Source organism: Streptomyces sp. sk2.1, from assembly GCF_008120935.1.
Lineage (GTDB): Bacteria > Actinomycetota > Actinomycetes > Streptomycetales > Streptomycetaceae > Streptomyces.
In genome coordinates, this window is sequence record NZ_RDBO01000077.1 from 1,231,123 (window position 1) to 1,248,039 (window position 16,917).

Sequence of the window (16,917 nt, forward strand, 5' to 3'; positions counted from 1 at the left end):
GTGCACGGCGGCCCCCGTCCGCCAGCCGTGCGGCCACCCCCAGCACGGGCGCCGCCGTGCACCGCTCCGGAGGCCCCCACCCGGTCAGCACCACGACACCGCCCCGCGCGGCCAGCGGCACCGCGGACCGCAGCGCGGCCACCAGCCCCTCTCCGTCGTCGAACGAGCAGCCGATCGGGGTGAAGGCGGTGAGCAGGTTGTAGGGCGTCCCGTCGGGCGGCGGGGCCGCGGACGGACCGCCCTCCAGGAATCGCGGCCCCCCGGCCGGGGAACCGGAGCCGCCGCCGGGCCCGTGCGGCAGCCGGGTCCGGGCGAGCGCCAGCCGTTCGGAGTCGGTGTCCACCCCGGTGACCCGCGCGCCCCGGCCGGCGGCCATCAGCGGCGCGAGACCGGAGCCGCAGCCCAGGGAGAGCAGCCGGGTGCCGACCCCCACCTCCAGCCGCTCGTACACCGCTTCGTACAGCGGTGCCAGCATCCGCTCCTGGATCTCGGCCCAGTCCCGGGCACGGCTTTCGGGGGCCGTCCGGGTGAGCGTCCGCGGATGGCCGTGGTGCCGGACGAGCGTTGGTGTCATGGAAGCGCCCCAATCCGCCGAGAGGTCGGTCGTGTCCGATCGGTCGTGCCCGAGTGGATGCCGCCGTGCGCGGGTGTGCCCGCGTCCCCGTGTGCCGGAGTGCCGCGCGGCGGCTGCCGTGCCCGGGGAGCCGCGGGCGGGAACCGCCTGCCGCGGTGGTGCGCCCCGGGGGACCGGAGGGGGAGCCCGTGCCGGACGGGCGGGCGCCGGACGCCCGTCTCCCGCTCCTGGCCCCAGTCTCACCCGACACGTCCGGGCGGGCACGTCGAGCACCGCGCGCCGGGCGGGGAGGGGGCGGTGCCCGATTCGGACCATGCGCCCGGTAGGGTCGCTCCGGCGGCCCGTGTCCACCGACGCCCCACCCGTCCCGGGGAGCGTGCGGTGCCCCGGTGCGCGGCGGTCGCCCGGGCGTCCGGACGTACGCGTCGCTACGTACCACCTTGGTGCGAGCTGTGCGGCTTCTCCGCAGATCGGCGCACCCGCCCGCGTCGGGGCGCATGAACGGCAACTGACTGGTACGTGCAAATTATTTGGGATGCCCCGGAATCGGAACACCGGGGCACTCGTGCTCGTTGTCACGACGTGAGCACGACACCACCTGTACTTGCCGCAGAGCTGGCGCAGGCGTGGGCCGACATTCAGCGGTACCACCCCGAGCTGCCGGATCTGGCCGCGCCCGAGTCCCTGATCGGAGAGTCCTCGTCCGCCTGCGGCGCCGAGCTCTCCTTCGAACGACTGCTCCACGAAGCAGTCCACGGCATCGCCGCCGCCCGAGGTGTACGCGACACCTCCCGCGCCGGCCGCTACCACAACCGCAGATTCCTCGCGATCGCCGAGGAGCTGGGCCTGGACCACGCCGAGGAGCCGCATCCCAGCAGCGGTTTCTCACTGGTCACGCTCAACCCCGAGGCCAAGCGCCGCTACCGGCCGACGATCGAGCGGCTGCAGCGCGCCCTCAAGGCGCACACGGTCGCCACCGCCGCCGACACCAAGCGCTCCTTCCGGGGGCCGGCCGCCCGGCACGGCTCCTCCGGCGGCGGCGTCCGCGTCAAGGCCGTCTGCGACTGCGGTCGCAACGTGCGCGTCGTCCCGTCGGTCCTGGCGCAGGCGCCGATCGTCTGCGGAGGGTGCGGAAAGCCGTTCCGCATTCCGGAAGCGGCGGTCGCGGTGGGGTGACCCGATGTGGTGTGGCACAATGGCTAGCTGTACTCGACAGTCGCACAGGACCCCTCTCTCCTCCGGCTGACGCGTCCATCGGGCACCCGAGTACCGCAACCCCACGTGGCATCTTCGTTGTGCCCAACCACGTCATAGACCAGGAGACACCACTCCCGTGGCAGTCAAGATCAAGCTGAAGCGTCTGGGCAAGATCCGTTCGCCTCACTACCGCATCGTCGTCGCCGACTCCCGTACCCGCCGTGACGGCCGGGCCATCGAGGAGATCGGTCTGTACCACCCGGTGCAGAACCCCTCGCGCATCGAGGTCAACTCGGAGCGTGCGCAGTACTGGCTGTCCGTCGGCGCCCAGCCGACCGAGCCGGTTCTCGCGATCCTGAAGCTCACCGGTGACTGGCAGGCCCACAAGGGTCTTCCGGCCCCCGCGCCGCTGCTGCAGCCGGAGCCCAAGGCGGACAAGCGCGCCCTGTTCGAGGCCCTGACCCAGGACGGCGAAGAGTCCAAGGGCGAGGCCATCACGCAGAAGGCGAAGAAGTCCGACAAGAAGGCGGACGAGGCTGCTGACGCGGCTGCTTCCGCCGAGTCGACCGAGGCCTGAGCATGCTCGAGGAGGCTCTCGAGCACCTCGTGAAGGGCATCGTCGACAACCCCGACGATGTGCAGGTCGCCTCGCGCAACCTGCGCCGCGGCCGCGTGCTGGAGGTCCGGGTCCACCCCGACGACCTCGGTAAGGTGATCGGTCGCAACGGCCGCACCGCGCGTGCGCTGCGTACCGTCGTGGGCGCCATCGGCGGCCGCGGCATCCGCGTCGACCTCGTCGATGTGGACCAGGTTCGCTGACAGAGTTGAACACCGGCACGGGCCGGGGAGGGCCATGGGCCCGCCCCGGCCCGTCGTCGTATGACAGGAGAGACACAAGGTGCAGTTGGTAGTCGCGCGGATCGGCCGTGCCCATGGCATCAAGGGCGAGGTCACCGTCGAGGTCCGCACGGACGAGCCGGAACTGCGGCTCGCGCCCGGAGCCGTGCTCGCCACCGAACCGGCCGGGGCCGGACCGCTGACGATCGACACCGGACGGGTGCACAGCGGACGGCTGCTGCTGCGCTTCGAGGGCGTGCGCGACCGGACGGCTGCCGAGGCCCTGCGCAACACGCTGCTGATTGCCGAGGTCGACCCGGACGAACTCCCCGAGGACCCCGAGGAGTTCTACGACCACCAGCTCATGGACCTCGACGTGGTCCTGACCGACGGCACCGTCGTCGGCCGGATCTCCGAGATCACGCATCTGCCGTCCCAGGACCTCTTCATCGTCGAGCGGCCGGACGGCAGCGAGGTGATGATCCCGTTCGTCGAGGAGATCGTCACCGAGATCGACCTGGAGGAGCAGCGCGCGGTGGTCGTCCCGCCGCCGGGGCTGATCGACGAGAGCCAGGCCGTGATCGCCTCCTCGCGCGGTGAGGACGGAGAGGGCGACGGGGAGTCCGGCCCGGGGAAGGACGCCTGATGCGCCTCGACGTCGTCACGATCTTCCCGGAGTACCTGGAACCGCTGAACGTCTCGCTCGTCGGCAAGGCCCGCGCGCGCGGCCGGCTCGACGTCCACGTGCACGACCTGCGCGACTGGACGTACGACCGGCACAACACGGTCGACGACACCCCGTACGGCGGCGGTCCGGGCATGGTCATGAAGACCGAGCCGTGGGGCGAGGCGCTGGACGACGCCCTGGCGGGCGGGTACGAGGCCGGGGCGCACTCCCCGGTACTGGTGGTGCCCACGCCCAGCGGCCGCCCGTTCACCCAGGAACTCGCCGTCGAACTCTCCGAACGGCCCTGGCTGATCTTCACGCCGGCCCGCTACGAGGGCATCGACCGGCGGGTGATGGACGAGTACGCGACCCGGATGCCGGTGGTCGAGGTCTCCATCGGCGACTACGTGCTGGCCGGCGGGGAAGCCGCGGTGCTGGTGATCACGGAGGCGGTGGCCCGGCTGCTGCCCGGCGTGCTCGGCAACGCGGAATCGCACCGGGACGACTCCTTCGCCCCCGGCGCGATGGCCAACCTGCTGGAGGGCCCCGTCTACACCAAGCCGCCGGTGTGGCGTGGCAGGGAGATCCCCGAGGTGCTGCTCAGCGGCCACCACGGGAAGATCGCCCGCTGGCGGCGGGACGAGGCGTTCCGCCGCACCGCCCTCAACCGGCCCGACCTGATCGAGCGCTGCGACGCCGCGGGGTTCGACAAGAAGGACCGCGAGATGCTCTCCATCCTCGGCTGGTCACCGGAGCCCGACGGCCGATTTTGGCGCAGGCCCCGAGCCGTGGAAGAATAGGCCGCTGCTGTCCGTCCGGCGCGCGCCCCTGCCACAGGGGGAAAGCGGCTGATCCGGTTCCCCGTCCGCGGGGACGGCCCGACGCCCGCCCGACGCGGTCAGCACCTCCATCCATCACGATCTCCCGTCGATGACCTGTGGCATCGGCGAAGAAAGCGGACAACATGGCTTCCCTGCTCGATGACGTCAACGCTGCGTCGCTGCGCACCGACATCCCGGCGTTCCGCCCCGGTGACACCGTCAACGTCCACGTCCGAGTGATCGAGGGCAACCGCTCCCGTATCCAGCAGTTCAAGGGCGTCGTCATCCGCCGCCAGGGCGCGGGCGTCAGCGAGACCTTCACGGTCCGCAAGGTTTCCTTCAGCGTCGGCGTCGAGCGCACCTTCCCGGTGCACAGCCCGATCTTCGAGAAGATCGAGCTCGTCACCCGCGGTGACGTCCGTCGCGCCAAGCTGTACTACCTCCGTGAGCTGCGCGGCAAGGCCGCGAAGATCAAGGAGAAGCGCGACAACTGAGCTGACTCCCTGGTCCACAGGTCCGCCGGATAGGCTCTGGCCTCGATGGACACGGAAGCAAAGCCCTCGGAGCGCGACCCCGCCTGCGAACCCGACCCGGGTACGGAGGAGCGGTCGCGCTCCTTGCGTGTTCCGGCGGGGCCGGGTGCCTGGATGACCTGGCGGCGGACCGCCGTGCTCGGAGCCGTCTGCACGGTGTTCGTGCTGCTTCTCAGCCACTTCGTGGTGCAGCCCTTCCTGATCCCGAGCGGCTCGATGGAACCCACGCTGCGGGTCGGGGACCGGGTGCTGGTGAACAAGCTGGCGTACCGTTTCGGCTCGGTGCCGCACCGCGGTGACGTGGTGGTCTTCGACGGCACGGGGTCCTTCGTGCAGGAGGCCCCGCAGGAGAATCCCGTCGCCGGGCTGGCGCACTCGGTGGCCTCGTCCCTGGGCCTGGCGCAGCCCGCCGAGACCGACTACGTGAAACGGGTGGTGGGCGTGGGCGGCGACCGGGTGGTGTGCTGCGACAGCCGGGGCAGGGTCGAGGTGAACGGCCGGGCGGTCGTCGAGGACTACCTGTACCCGGGGGACGCCCCCTCCCGGGCCCGTTTCGACATCGTCGTCCCCGACGGCACGCTGTGGATGATGGGCGACCACCGGAGCAATTCCCGCGACTCGCGCGACCACCTGGGGGAGCCGGGCGGTGGCATGGTCCCCGTGGACATGGTGATCGGCCGGGTGGACTGGATCGGCTGGCCGCCGAGCCGGCTGGGCTCGCTGCCGGACAGTGCCGCCTTCGGCGCCGTACACGCGCCGGGCAGGGGCCATGGGTAACCGCGGCCGCGGCCGGGGCGGTCCCGAATCCGACGCCGGAACACCACCACCGGGCGGCGACGGGCCGAGGACCGCGCGCTCCCTGCCCACCAGGGCTGAGCGGCGCAGGCTGGCCCGCAGGGTCAAGCGGCGGCGGCGCAGGTCGGCCCTGCGCGAGATCCCGCTGCTCATCACCGTGGCGCTGCTGATCGCGCTGGTGCTCAAGACCTTCCTGGTGCAGGCGTTCGTGATCCCTTCGGGATCGATGGAACAGACCATCCGGATCGGTGACCGGGTGCTGGTGGACAAGCTGACGCCCTGGTTCGGCTCCCGGCCCGAGCGCGGCGACGTCGTCGTCTTCAAGGACCCGGGCGGCTGGCTGCAGCAGGAGAACGCCGACAAGGGGGACCCGCCCGTCGTCGTCAAACAGGTGAAACAGGCGCTGACCTTCGTCGGCCTGCTGCCCTCGGACGACGAGCAGGACCTGATCAAACGGGTGATCGCGGTGGGCGGCGACACGGTGAAGTGCTGCGGCGAGGACGGCCGGATCAGCGTCAACGGCGTACCGTTGGACGAGCCCTACCGGCACCCCGGCAACCCGCCCTCCCTCATCAAATTCGAAGTAAAGGTTCCGCCCGGCCGGATCTTCGTGATGGGCGACCACCGGTCCAATTCGGCCGATTCGCGCTACCACCTGGACGGGCCCGAACACGGCACGGTCTCCGAGGACGAGGTCGTGGGGCGGGCCGTGGTGATCGCCTGGCCCTTCTCCCACTGGCGGAAACTGGAGGAACCGGCCACATTCGGATCGATCCCTGACGCGCGCGCCGGGACGGCTGCCGCGTCGGGCCCGTCGCATAGTGTGTCGTCCCGGAATCTCAATGGAATGATCCCTCTCCCGACCCCTGCGGAACTCCCGCTCGTTATGGGAGTGGTGGGCCTGCACCGGCTGGGTCGCGGGCGGTGGCACGGAGTAAGGAGTGGATGTGGGGGATTTGGCGGTCGGCGCACGATCCGGACACGACGAACCCGAGGACCGGCCGGGCAATCCGGACAATGCCGAGTCCGCCGGAGCGGCGGACCGCGCGCAGAGTGACGCGGACGCTCCGGACGGCGGCAGGGCCCAGAGGAAGCCGCGCTCCTTCTGGAAGGAGCTGCCCCTGCTCATCGGCATCGCGCTGGTTCTCGCGCTGCTGATCAAGACATTCCTGGTGCAGGCGTTCTCGATTCCCTCGGACTCGATGCAGAACACGCTCCAGCGGGGCGACCGGGTGCTGGTCGACAAGCTGACTCCGTGGTTCGGCGCGGAGCCCGAGCGCGGCGAGGTCGTGGTCTTCCACGACCCGGGCGGCTGGCTGGAGAACACCGAGACTCCCGAGCCGAACGCCGTGCAGAAGTTCCTGAGCTTCATCGGACTGATGCCGTCCGCCGAGGAGAAGGACCTGATCAAGCGGGTCATCGGGGTCGGCGGCGACGTCGTGGAGTGCAAGAAGAACGGCCCGGTCACGGTCAACGGCAAGGCCCTGGACGACCAGTCGTACATCTTCGAGGGGAACAGCTCCTGCAACGACGAGCCGTTCGGCCCGATCAAGGTGCCCGAGGGCCGGATCTGGGTGATGGGCGACCACCGGCAGAACTCCCTCGACTCCCGCTACCACCAGGAGCTGCCGGGCAACGGCACGGTCTCCAACGACGAGGTGGTCGGCCGGGCCTTCGTCGTCGCGTGGCCGATCAACCGCTGGGCGACCCTGCCGATCCCGAAGACCTTCGAGCAGCCGGGGATCAACGCGGCGATGGGACTGGCCCCGGGAGCACTGGGTGTGGCCGGGGCGTTGCCGCTCGTGCTGTGGCGTCGCAGGAGGCTGACCAGCGGGCGTACCGCCGGGTAGGGTGCCGACTCGGATCAGCGATTGTCGATCTCCGATGCGGGGGGCGCTGGGATGAGTGGAACAGGACGTACGGGAGACGGCCGCGGTCGGCTCGGCAGCATGCTGTCCGGGCTGGCCGTGGCCGTCGGCTGTGTGCTCTTTCTCGGCGGGTTCGCGTGGGCGGCGGTGGTGTACAAGCCGTACACGGTGCCGACCGACTCGATGACCCCCACGGTGCAGGCCGGCGACCGGGTGCTCGCACAGCGGATCGATGGCGGCGAGGTGCGTCGCGGCGACGTGGTGATCTTCACCGACCCGGCCTGGGGCGACATGCCCATGGTGAAGCGGGTGGTGGGGATCGGCGGCGACAAGATCGCCTGCTGCGGCAAGGACGGCCGGCTCACGATCAACGGCAAGCCCGTCGAGGAATCGTATCTGCGGTCCGAGGACCCGGCCTCGGGCGAGAACTTCACGGCGGAGGTGCCCCAGGGGCAGCTCTTCCTGCTGGGGGACGAGCGCAGGTCCTCGCTGGACTCCAGGGTCCATCTGACCGACCCCGGGCACGGTTCCGTCCCGCGCGGCTCGGTGCAGGCCAGGGTGGATGCCATCGCCTGGCCGATGGACGGCATGATCGAGCGCCCGCGGGCGTTCGCCGCCCTCCCCGGCGGGGTGTCGTCGCCCGGCCCGCTGAAGCTCCAGCTCGCCGCCGTCGTGGTGGGCGTGGTGCTCATCCTGGGAGGTGCGGCGTACGGCCCGGTCGCGGCGCGTGTGGCGCGCAGGGGGCGTGAGAGGACGGTTGCCGGTGCGCGTTGAGAAACGGAAGGTCGCCCGGGTGGTGCTCCTGGACCCCGACGACCGGATCCTCCTGATGCACGGCTTCGAACCGGATGATCCGCGAAGCACCTGGTGGTTCACCCCCGGCGGCGGTCTGGAGGGCGACGAGACGCGGGAGGAGGCCGCGCTGCGCGAGCTCGTGGAGGAGACCGGGATCACCGATGCGGAACTGGGCCCGCTGCTCTGGCGGCGGATGTGCTCGTTCCCGTTCGACGGGCGGCGCTGGGAGCAGGACGAGTGGTACTTCCTGGCCCGTACGAAGCAGACCGCCACGGACACCAGCGGTCAGACCGGACTGGAACGGCGCAGCGTCGCGGGTCTGAGGTGGTGGACCTCCGACGAACTGTCGGTGGCGCGTGAGACGGTGTACCCGACCAGGCTCGCCGAGTTGCTGCGCACGCTGCTCGACGAGGGTCCCCCTGGTGCACCGCTGGTTCTGGACCCCGAAATCGCCTGAGCACCCCGGGGGCCGGTGCCTGGCGCACAATGGGGGCACGCACGGCTGAAGGGGAACATGCCAATGAGCGCCGAGGACCTCGAGAAGTACGAGACCGAGATGGAGCTGAAGCTCTACCGGGAGTACCGAGACGTCGTCGGTCTGTTCAAATACGTGATCGAGACGGAACGGCGCTTCTACCTCACCAATGACTACGAGATGCAGGTGCACTCGGTCCAGGGCGAGGTGTTCTTCGAGGTGTCGATGGCGGACGCCTGGGTCTGGGACATGTACCGGCCCGCGCGCTTCGTCAAGCAGGTACGGGTGCTGACGTTCAAGGACGTCAACATCGAGGAGCTCAACAAGAGCGACCTCGAACTTCCGGGGGGCTGATTCCCCCTCCCGGGTTGCCGGGATATCCACAACTCCGGAGTTGTCCACCAAGATCCACGAGCCGGGACCGAACGCGTCAGAGTCGGTCCCGGAGGTGGTGCCGAATGAACGCACGGGGGGCACTCGGGCGGTACGGCGAGGATCTGGCGGCGCGGCTGCTGGCCGGAGCCGGCATGTCCGTACTGGAACGGAACTGGCGCTGTCGCGCCGGTGAGATCGACATCGTCGCGTTGGACGGCGACGTCCTGGTGGTCTGCGAGGTGAAGACCCGCAGGGCCGGGGCCTTCGAGCATCCGATGGCGGCCGTCACCCCGGTCAAGGCGGGGCGGCTGCGGAGGCTGGCCGGGATCTGGCTCGACCGGCACGGCGGCCCGCCGCCCGGCGGGGTCCGGATCGACCTGGTCGGGGTGGTGCTGCCCAGGCGTGGAGCGCCCGTCGCCGAGCACGCCCGGGGGGTGGCCTGATGGGGTTCGCACGGGCCTGTTCGGTGGCGCTGGTCGGCGTCGAGGGCGTGGTGGTGGAGGTCCAGGCGGACCTGGAGGCGGGGGTGGCGGCGTTCACCCTGGTGGGGCTGCCGGACAAGAGCCTGGTGGAGAGCCGGGACCGGGTCAGGGCCGCGGTCGTGAACTCCGGGGCCGAGTGGCCGCAGAAGAAACTCACGGTGGGCCTGTCACCGGCCTCCGTGCCGAAGGGCGGTTCGGGGTTCGATCTCGCCGTGGCGTGTGCGGTGCTGGGAGCGGCGGAGCGGATCGACCCGGTGTCCATCGCCGATGTGGTGATGATCGGGGAACTGGGACTGGACGGCCGGGTGCGGCCGGTGCGGGGCGTGCTGCCCTCCGTGCTGGCCGCCGCGGAGGCCGGATACCGCCAGGTGGTCGTGCCCGAGCAGACCGCGGGGGAGGCGGCGCTGGTTCCCGGGGTCGCCGTCCTCGGGGTGCGGAGTCTGCGGCAGCTGATCGCCGTGCTCTGCGACGAGCCGGTGCCCGACGAGCGGGAGGAGCACGAGGAGGGGCGCCCCGACACGATGCTGGCCGGGCTGATGGTGCCGGGCGCGGGCATCGGCACCGGGCTCGCCCGGGGAACCGGGGCGAGTGAGGGGCACGTGCCGGACCTGGCGGACGTGGCGGGGCAGGAACGCCCCCGCAAGGCCCTGGAGGTGGCCGCGGCGGGCGGGCACCACCTGCTGCTCTCGGGGCCGCCCGGTGCGGGCAAGACCATGCTGGCCGAGCGGCTTCCGGCGATCCTGCCCACGCTGACCAGGAAGGAGTCCCTGGAGGTGACCGCGGTGCACTCGGTGGCGGGCATCCTGCCGCCGGGGGAGCCGCTGGTGTCCCGCCCCCCGTACTGCGCACCGCACCACTCGGCGACGATGCAGTCCCTCGTCGGCGGTGGCAACGGGCTGCCGAGGCCCGGCGCGGTCTCGTTGGCCCACCGGGGCATCCTCTTTCTGGACGAGGCGCCGGAGTTCTCCGTGCGGGCACTGGACGCGTTGCGCCAGCCGCTGGAGTCGGGGCACGTGGTGGTGGCGCGCAGCGCCGGGGTGGTCCGGCTGCCCGCGAAGTTCCTGATGGTGCTGGCCGCCAACCCCTGCCCGTGCGGCCGGCACGGTGTCGGCGGTGCCGGTTGCGAGTGCCCGCCGTCGTCGGTCAGGCGGTATCAGGCGAGACTCTCCGGACCCCTGCTGGACCGGGTGGACCTGAAGGTGGTCGTCGATCCGGTCAGGCGCGAGGACCTGCTGGCGCGGGGCGACCGGGGCGAGTCGTCGGCCTCCGTCGCCGCCCGGGTCCAGGAGGCCAGGGCGCGCGCGGCGGAGCGGCTGGCGGGCACGGGTTGGTCCACCAACAGCGAGGTGCCCGGTCACGAACTGCGGACCAGGCTGGTCGCGGCACCCGGCGCCCTCCTGGCGGCCGAGCGGGACATGGAGCGGGGCATGCTCACCGCCCGGGGGCTGGACCGGGTGCTCAGGGTGGCGTGGACGGTCGCCGATCTGCGGGGCGCCGACCGGCCGGAGGCGTCCGACGTGGCGGTGGCCCTGGAACTGCGCACCGGGGTGTCGCGGGGTGCCCTGGCCCGGGCCGGGGCGTCATGAGCCCGCGGACGGCCGACGGACCGGGGCCCGCCATGGAGAGGGGGCCCGCCATGGAGACGGGGTCCGTCATGGAGGCGGGGTCCGTCATGAGGACGGGGCTCGCCACGGAAACAGAGGCGGCGCCGGGACCGGCGGCGGGCGCGGGGGATGCGGAGCGGCTGGCCCGGGCCGCCCTGACCCGAATTCTGGAGCCGGGGGACGAGCGGGGCGGCCGGTGGCTGCGCGAGTGCGGTGCCGTCGAACTGCTCCGGCGGATCACCTCAGGGGACGGCACCGCGGAGCGACTGGGCGGGATGACCCCGAAACGGCTGGCCGGATACCGGCTGCGGGCCGAGGGCGTGGAGCCGGAGCGGGACCTCTCGGCGGTGGCCGGCGCAGGAGGCCGGTTCGTCTGCCCCGGCGACCGGGAATGGCCCACCCAGCTCGACGACCTCGGGGACGCGCGGCCGACCGGTCTGTGGGTGCGGGGGCCGCGCGACCTGCGGCTCTGGGCACTGCGCTCGGTCGCCGTGGTCGGTGCCCGCGCCTGCACGCCGTACGGATCGCACATGGCGGCGAGCCTCGGCGCGGGGCTCGCGGAACTGGGGTGGGTGGTCGTGTCGGGCGCGGCCTTCGGGGTGGACGGCGCGGCGCATCGGGGCGCGCTGGCCGTCGACGGAGCGACGATGGCGGTCCTCGCCTGCGGGGTGGACGTCGCCTACCCCCGGGGACACGCCGAACTGATCGGACGGATGGCGCAACAGGGGCTCGTCATCGGTGAATTGCCGCCGTCCGATCATCCGACCCGCAGCAGGTTCATTCTCCGGAACCGGGTCATCGCCGCGTTGACGCGCGGGACGGTCGTGGTCGAGGCCGAATACCGCAGCGGCTCACTGGTCACCGCGCGCAACGCGCAGCGTCTCGGCCGTTTCACGATGGGGGTGCCCGGCCCCGCCACCAGCGCGTTGTCCGCAGGGGTCCATGAACTCCTGCGCGGGGAGGGCGTCCTGGTGACCGATGCCTCGGAAATCGCCGAGCTGGTGGGCGACATCGGTGAACTCGCCCCGGTCCGGCACGGTCCCATGCACCCCAGGGACCGGCTGGACGCGGTCTCCGCCAGGGTCCTCGACGCACTTCCGTTCCGGGGCGTCGCCAGCGGGCGCGACGTGGCCCGGGTGGCCGGAACCAGCACCGACGAAGCACTCGGCAGACTGTACGAACTGCACTCACTGGGGTTCGTCGAACGACATGGCGATGGATGGCAGTTGACGCCGTGGCCGGCTCGCGACGGCGACGCCCGGCGAGGCGGTACTTGACCTGGAGCATTCGGGTGAAAAGGTGATGCCGATGACCCCGGCGGATCCCTCAGTGACGCCTCCGGGGCCGACGCACGCGGCGACGGCCCCGGACCGCAGTCCTGTCGGATCGGCCGGATTCGCGGGCCGCCGATCCCATATCCTGCGCGGACCGCGACATCCCAGTCACGCTACGCTCACAAGGATCCCGACTCAGACATACGTCCCCCAGCGCTTCACGGCAGAACGGCTCAAGGCACCACATGCCCCAGCACACCTCCGGGTCTGACCGCGCGGCAGTACCACCGGCTGCGCGTGGCACTGTGCGCCCTCCCGCCCCCTCCTCGCTCGACGAGTTGTGGCGTTCGTACAAGTCCACGGGTGACGAGCGCCTGCGGGAGCAGCTGATCCTGCACTACTCGCCGCTGGTGAAGTACGTCGCGGGCCGGGTGAGTGTGGGCCTGCCCTCCAACGTCGAGCAGGCGGACTTCGTCTCCTCGGGGGTCTTCGGGCTGATCGACGCGATCGAGAAGTTCGACATCGAGCGCGCGATCAAGTTCGAGACGTACGCGATCACCCGCATCCGCGGCGCGATGATCGACGAACTCCGGGCGCTGGACTGGATCCCGCGCTCGGTGCGCCAGAAGGCGCGGGCCGTGGAACGTGCCTACGCCACGCTGGAGGCGCAGTTGAGACGCACTCCCTCCGAGGCGGAGGTCGCCTCGGAGATGGGTATCGCACTCGATGAACTGCATGCGGTTTTCAGCCAGTTGTCATTGGCCAACGTGGTCGCGCTGGAGGAGTTGCTGCACGTCGGCGGCGAGGGCGGCGACCGGCTGAGCCTGATGGACACGCTGGAGGACACCGCCGCCGACGACCCGGTGGAGGTCGCCGAGGACCGCGAGCTCAGACGGCTGCTCGCCCGGGCCATCAACACACTTCCGGAGCGTGAGAAGACGGTCGTCACGCTCTACTACTACGAGGGACTCACCCTCGCCGAGATCGGCAACGTGCTCGGGGTCACCGAGAGCCGGGTCAGCCAGATCCACACCAAATCCGTGCTGCAACTGCGCGCGAAGCTGGCCGACGCCGGACGCTGAGCCCCTCGCGGCCGGGCGCCGGCCGTGGCTGCTTCCGCCACCGATCGGGGCCGTACGCACCCTCTCGAACACAGGTCGCCGTAGAGTGGACGCGTGCCCAGGATTCGAGCGGCCTCGGTGGCCGAGCACCGGACCATGCAGCGCGGCGCCCTCCTGGACGCCGCCCGCTCCCTGCTGTCCGAGGGAGGTACGGAGGCATTGACCTTCCCCGCCCTCGCCGAACGCACGGGCCTCGCCCGGTCCTCCGTCTACGAGTACTTCCGCTCCCGCGCGGCCGTCGTCGAGGAGCTCTGCGCCGTCGACTTCCCCGTCTGGGCGGCCGAGGTCGAGAGCGCGATGGATCAGGCCACCACGCCCGAGGGCAGGATCGAGGCCTACGTACGCCGACAGCTCGACCTCGTCGGGGACCGCCGCCACCGGGCGGTCGTCGCCATTTCGGCGAGCGAGCTGGACGCCGGGGCACGCGAGAAGATCAGGGCCGCGCACGGCGGACTGATCGCCATGATCGTCGAGGCGCTCGGCGATCTGGGCCACGAACAGCCGCGGCTGGCGGCGATGCTGCTCCAGGGTTCGGTGGACGCCGCGGTGCGGCGCATCGAACTGGGCGTGGCCGAGGAGCCGGAGGTGATCGCGGACACCGCCGTGGCCATGATCCTCCGAGGCGTGCAGGGCGTGCAGGGCTGACCCCTGTGCCGTCGCCGCATCGCGGCGGCGAGCAGAACGCCGGGGGCGGCGAGCCCGTCCCCGGTCCCCCCGGCCGGAGCCGGAGGTTCCGGCAGGCCGAGGACCGGCAGCAGCCTGGACGGCCCCCGCCGCAGCAGTGCCGGCGGCAGCAACGACAGCGGATCCAGATACGCGTCCCCGCGCCGCAGCCCCCAGTGCAGACACCCCGACGCGCAGTGGAAGGGCCCCGCCTCCAGGGTGGCGACCACCTGCCCCGCCGTCACCTCCTCGCCCTTCGCGACCACGGCGCGCACCGGCTCGTACGTGGTGCGCAGCGGCGGATCGCCGCTCCCCGCGACCTCGATCGTCGGTAGTCCACAGATCCGTTTCATGATCCCCGCGGATCGAGGCGTTGCGGGACGGTTCCGTCATGCGAAGCACACCCGGTCCGACCGCCGCCCGTCCCCCGCACGCACATCGCGGGACCACGCCCCGGGCGCGGGCCGCGAACGCCACGCACGGCGGGCGGCCCGCATCGGGGAAGGGCGCGAGGCTCGCACCAGGAACGGGCGCGTGGACCGCATCATGGAAGGACGTGCGGGTCGCGTCGGGAAAGGACGCGCGGGGCGTGGTCCCGCGATGTGCGTGCGGGGGACGGGCGGCGGTCGGACCGGGTGTGCTTCGCATGACGGAACCGTCCCGCAACGCCTCGATCCGCGGGGATCATGAAACGGATCTGTGGACTACCGACCGGTTGTGGACAGCGCCGTCACCCGGCACCCGGGCCGTCCCGTACACTTCCTATGGCGATCCGGGTCACCGGGTCGACTTCGCACGCCCCGCCACCTCCCTCTCAGCGGACGGTGGCCGCGCTCCTCGGTCCCTCGTGGCACGGCGCGTCGGGGCGTCAGGCGCGACAGCAATCCTGCGGTCGCGACAACCGAGCACCTCAAGGAGTACGGCCATGGCCGTCGTCACGATGCGGGAGCTGCTGGAAAGCGGCGTCCACTTCGGTCACCAGACCCGTCGCTGGAACCCGAAGATGAAGCGCTTCATCTTCACCGAGCGCAACGGCATCTACATCATCGACCTGCTCCAGTCGCTGTCGTACATCGACCGCGCCTACGAGTTCGTCAAGGAGACCGTCGCCCACGGCGGCTCCATCATGTTCGTGGGTACGAAGAAGCAGGCCCAGGAGGCCATCGCCGAGCAGGCGACGCGCGTCGGCATGCCGTACGTCAACCAGCGTTGGCTCGGTGGCATGCTCACCAACTTCTCCACCGTCTACAAGCGCCTTCAGCGTCTGAAGGAGCTCGAGCTCATCGACTTCGAGGACGTGGCCGCCTCCGGCCTCACCAAGAAGGAGCTCTTGGTCCTCTCCCGCGAGAAGGCCAAGCTGGAGAAGACCCTCGGTGGTATCCGCGAGATGCAGAAGGTGCCCAGCGCCGTCTGGATCGTCGACACCAAGAAGGAGCACATCGCCGTCGGTGAGGCGCGCAAGCTCCACATCCCGGTCGTCGCGATCCTCGACACCAACTGCGACCCCGACGAGGTCGACTACAAGATTCCGGGCAACGACGACGCGATCCGCTCCGTCACCCTGCTCACCCGCGTGATCGCCGACGCCGTCGCCGAGGGCCTCATCGCCCGTTCCGGTGCCGCCACCGGTGACTCGAAGCCGGGCGAGAAGGCCGCCGGCGAGCCGCTCGCCGAGTGGGAGCGCGACCTGCTCGAGGGCGACAAGAAGGCCGACGCCGAGGTGCAGTCCTCCGCCGAGACCGAGAAGGTCGCCGACGCCGAGAAGCCGGCCGAGGCTGCTGCCGAGGCCCCGGCCGCGGACGCCGAGCAGGCCTGACATCCGTCACGGCTGACGACGGCGGGGGCCGGTGCCACAAGCACCGCCCCCGCCGTCCACCCGTAGATCTTTCAGACTTCGAGAGAGAAACACAGACTCATGGCGAACTACACCGCCGCTGACGTCAAGAAGCTCCGCGAGCTGACCGGCGCCGGCATGATGGACTGCAAGAAGGCGCTCGACGAGGCCGAGGGCAACGTCGACAAGGCCGTCGAGGCGCTCCGCATCAAGGGTCAGAAGGGCGTCGCCAAGCGCGAGGGCCGCTCTGCCGAGAACGGCGCCGTCGTCTCCCTCATCTCCGAGGACCAGACGTCCGGCGTTCTGCTGGAGCTGAAGTGCGAGACGGACTTCGTCGCCAAGGGCGAGAAGTTCCAGGGCGTCGCGAACACCCTCGCCGCGCACGTCGCCGCCACCTCCCCGGCCGACCTGGAGGCGCTGCTCGCCTCCGAGATCGAGGCCGGCAAGACCGTCCAGGCGTACGTCGACGAGGCCAACGCCAACCTCGGCGAGAAGATCGTCCTGGACCGCTTCGCGCAGTTCACCGGCGCGTACGTCTCCGCGTACATGCACCGCACCATGCCCGACCTGCCGCCGCAGATCGGTGTCCTGGTCGAGCTGGACAAGGCCGACGCCGAGCTGGCCAAGGGCATCGCGCAGCACATCGCCGCGTTCGCCCCGAAGTACCTGTCCCGCGAGGACGTCCCGGCCGAGGTCGTCGAGGCCGAGCGCCGCGTCGCCGAGGAGACCACCCGCGCCGAGGGCAAGCCCGAGGCCGCGCTCCCGAAGATCGTCGAGGGTCGCGTCAACGGCTTCTTCAAGGAGGCCACCCTCCTCGGCCAGCCGTACGCGCTGGACAACAAGAAGTCCGTTCAGAAGGTCCTGGACGAGGCCGGTGTCACCCTGAAGCGCTTCACGCGCATCAAGGTCGGCATCTGAGCCCGTCCGCGAACAACGGTGGACCCCTATAGGGTCTAGTGCAGTCGTCGGCCGCACTCACGCCGTACGACCGCAGATCTGACG

General features: G+C 71.1%; 20 protein-coding genes. 19 read left to right on the plus strand and 1 reads right to left on the minus strand.

Annotation, left to right across the window (positions count from 1 at the left end; genetic code table 11):
- Nucleotides 1-574: class I SAM-dependent methyltransferase (locus tag EAO76_RS32770; RefSeq protein ID WP_187438861.1), on the minus strand; the 574-nt coding region annotated here is incomplete at its 3' end.
- 582 nt (nt 575-1,156) lie between these two features.
- Here EAO76_RS32770 and EAO76_RS32775 point away from each other — a divergent pair.
- The 19 genes from EAO76_RS32775 (at nt 1,157) to tsf (ending at nt 16,833) form a co-directional block, all read left to right on the plus strand.
- The gene (locus tag EAO76_RS32775) at nt 1,157-1,750 is read left to right on the plus strand and encodes a hypothetical protein (RefSeq protein ID WP_030928573.1); all 594 of its coding nucleotides are present in this window, start codon (nt 1,157-1,159) and stop codon (nt 1,748-1,750) included.
- Nucleotides 1,751-1,907: 157 nt separating this feature from the next.
- Complete coding sequence (rpsP, locus tag EAO76_RS32780) at nt 1,908-2,348, plus strand: 30S ribosomal protein S16 (protein WP_148839576.1); 441 nt, start codon at nt 1,908-1,910, stop codon at nt 2,346-2,348.
- A 2-nt stretch (nt 2,349-2,350) separates the two neighbouring features.
- On the plus strand, nt 2,351-2,590 hold the full coding sequence (locus tag EAO76_RS32785; RefSeq protein ID WP_005311361.1) for an RNA-binding protein: 240 nt from the start codon (nt 2,351-2,353) through the stop codon (nt 2,588-2,590).
- Between the two features lie 79 nt (nt 2,591-2,669).
- Entirely contained in the window at nt 2,670-3,254 is a 585-nt protein-coding gene (gene rimM / locus EAO76_RS32790) for a ribosome maturation factor RimM (RefSeq protein ID WP_148839578.1), read from the plus strand.
- Nucleotides 3,254-4,075, plus strand: coding sequence for a tRNA (guanosine(37)-N1)-methyltransferase TrmD (gene trmD, locus EAO76_RS32795; protein WP_148839580.1), 822 nt, complete (start codon nt 3,254-3,256; stop codon nt 4,073-4,075). Before rimM ends, trmD begins: the two co-directional genes overlap by 1 nt.
- 164 nt (nt 4,076-4,239) lie before the next feature.
- A complete protein-coding gene (gene rplS / locus EAO76_RS32800) occupies nt 4,240-4,590 on the plus strand; it encodes a 50S ribosomal protein L19 (RefSeq protein ID WP_148839582.1) in 351 nt (116 codons plus the stop codon).
- Nucleotides 4,591-4,635: 45 nt separating this feature from the next.
- Complete coding sequence (lepB, locus tag EAO76_RS32805) at nt 4,636-5,406, plus strand: signal peptidase I (protein WP_148839584.1); 771 nt, start codon at nt 4,636-4,638, stop codon at nt 5,404-5,406.
- Nucleotides 5,399-6,481 carry a signal peptidase I gene (gene lepB, locus EAO76_RS32810; RefSeq protein ID WP_148839586.1) on the plus strand — a complete coding sequence of 361 codons (1,083 nt, stop codon included), beginning with the start codon at nt 5,399-5,401 and terminating at the stop codon, nt 6,479-6,481. Before lepB (EAO76_RS32805) ends, lepB (EAO76_RS32810) begins: the two co-directional genes overlap by 8 nt.
- Nucleotides 6,381-7,274, plus strand: coding sequence for a signal peptidase I (lepB, locus tag EAO76_RS32815; protein WP_148840440.1), 894 nt, complete (start codon nt 6,381-6,383; stop codon nt 7,272-7,274). Before lepB (EAO76_RS32810) ends, lepB (EAO76_RS32815) begins: the two co-directional genes overlap by 101 nt.
- Nucleotides 7,275-7,325: 51 nt before the next feature.
- Nucleotides 7,326-8,066, plus strand: coding sequence for a signal peptidase I (gene lepB, locus EAO76_RS32820; RefSeq protein ID WP_148839588.1), 741 nt, complete (start codon nt 7,326-7,328; stop codon nt 8,064-8,066).
- Nucleotides 8,056-8,544 carry an NUDIX hydrolase gene (locus tag EAO76_RS32825; protein ID WP_148839590.1) on the plus strand — a complete coding sequence of 163 codons (489 nt, stop codon included), beginning with the start codon at nt 8,056-8,058 and terminating at the stop codon, nt 8,542-8,544. The genes lepB (EAO76_RS32820) and EAO76_RS32825 overlap by 11 nt, the downstream gene beginning before the upstream one ends.
- A 63-nt stretch (nt 8,545-8,607) precedes the next feature.
- Nucleotides 8,608-8,916: a DUF2469 domain-containing protein gene (locus EAO76_RS32830; RefSeq protein WP_003965949.1), complete on the plus strand. Its 309-nt coding sequence runs from the start codon at nt 8,608-8,610 to the stop codon at nt 8,914-8,916.
- A 104-nt stretch (nt 8,917-9,020) separates the two neighbouring features.
- Nucleotides 9,021-9,380 carry a YraN family protein gene (locus tag EAO76_RS32835; RefSeq protein ID WP_148839592.1) on the plus strand — a complete coding sequence of 120 codons (360 nt, stop codon included), beginning with the start codon at nt 9,021-9,023 and terminating at the stop codon, nt 9,378-9,380.
- Nucleotides 9,380-11,005 carry a YifB family Mg chelatase-like AAA ATPase gene (locus tag EAO76_RS32840; RefSeq protein WP_148839593.1) on the plus strand — a complete coding sequence of 542 codons (1,626 nt, stop codon included), beginning with the start codon at nt 9,380-9,382 and terminating at the stop codon, nt 11,003-11,005. The genes EAO76_RS32835 and EAO76_RS32840 overlap by 1 nt, the downstream gene beginning before the upstream one ends.
- Before the next feature lie 86 nt (nt 11,006-11,091).
- Complete coding sequence (gene dprA / locus EAO76_RS32845) at nt 11,092-12,300, plus strand: DNA-processing protein DprA (RefSeq protein WP_262376045.1); 1,209 nt, start codon at nt 11,092-11,094, stop codon at nt 12,298-12,300.
- A gap of 242 nt (nt 12,301-12,542) precedes the next feature.
- On the plus strand, nt 12,543-13,379 hold the full coding sequence (gene whiG / locus EAO76_RS32850) for an RNA polymerase sigma factor WhiG (protein ID WP_148839594.1): 837 nt from the start codon (nt 12,543-12,545) through the stop codon (nt 13,377-13,379).
- A 117-nt stretch (nt 13,380-13,496) separates the two neighbouring features.
- Complete coding sequence (locus EAO76_RS32855; protein WP_148840442.1) at nt 13,497-14,063, plus strand: TetR/AcrR family transcriptional regulator; 567 nt, start codon at nt 13,497-13,499, stop codon at nt 14,061-14,063.
- A 943-nt stretch (nt 14,064-15,006) separates the two neighbouring features.
- Nucleotides 15,007-15,897: a 30S ribosomal protein S2 gene (gene rpsB / locus EAO76_RS32865; protein ID WP_148839595.1), complete on the plus strand. Its 891-nt coding sequence runs from the start codon at nt 15,007-15,009 to the stop codon at nt 15,895-15,897.
- Between the two features lie 99 nt (nt 15,898-15,996).
- The gene (gene tsf, locus EAO76_RS32870) at nt 15,997-16,833 is read left to right on the plus strand and encodes a translation elongation factor Ts (protein WP_148839597.1); all 837 of its coding nucleotides are present in this window, start codon (nt 15,997-15,999) and stop codon (nt 16,831-16,833) included.
- Nucleotides 16,834-16,917 lie beyond the last annotated feature (84 nt).

Excerpts from the sequence above, each read along its gene's own strand:
- EAO76_RS32785 (WP_005311361.1), top strand. The coding sequence starts at position 2,351 with ATGCTCGAGGAGGCTCTCGAGCACCTCGTGAAGGGCATCGTCGACAAC.
- trmD (WP_148839580.1), top strand. The coding sequence starts at position 3,254 with ATGCGCCTCGACGTCGTCACGATCTTCCCGGAGTACCTGGAACCGCTG.
- rplS (WP_148839582.1), top strand. The coding sequence starts at position 4,240 with ATGGCTTCCCTGCTCGATGACGTCAACGCTGCGTCGCTGCGCACCGAC.
- lepB (WP_148839584.1), top strand. The coding sequence starts at position 4,636 with ATGGACACGGAAGCAAAGCCCTCGGAGCGCGACCCCGCCTGCGAACCC.
- lepB (WP_148839586.1), top strand. The coding sequence starts at position 5,399 with ATGGGTAACCGCGGCCGCGGCCGGGGCGGTCCCGAATCCGACGCCGGA.
- lepB (WP_148839588.1), top strand. The coding sequence starts at position 7,326 with ATGAGTGGAACAGGACGTACGGGAGACGGCCGCGGTCGGCTCGGCAGC.
- EAO76_RS32830 (WP_003965949.1), top strand. The coding sequence starts at position 8,608 with ATGAGCGCCGAGGACCTCGAGAAGTACGAGACCGAGATGGAGCTGAAG.
- EAO76_RS32835 (WP_148839592.1), top strand. The coding sequence starts at position 9,021 with ATGAACGCACGGGGGGCACTCGGGCGGTACGGCGAGGATCTGGCGGCG.
- EAO76_RS32840 (WP_148839593.1), top strand. The coding sequence starts at position 9,380 with ATGGGGTTCGCACGGGCCTGTTCGGTGGCGCTGGTCGGCGTCGAGGGC.
- dprA (WP_262376045.1), top strand. The coding sequence starts at position 11,092 with ATGAGGACGGGGCTCGCCACGGAAACAGAGGCGGCGCCGGGACCGGCG.
- whiG (WP_148839594.1), top strand. The coding sequence starts at position 12,543 with ATGCCCCAGCACACCTCCGGGTCTGACCGCGCGGCAGTACCACCGGCT.
- rpsB (WP_148839595.1), top strand. The coding sequence starts at position 15,007 with ATGGCCGTCGTCACGATGCGGGAGCTGCTGGAAAGCGGCGTCCACTTC.
- tsf (WP_148839597.1), top strand. The coding sequence starts at position 15,997 with ATGGCGAACTACACCGCCGCTGACGTCAAGAAGCTCCGCGAGCTGACC.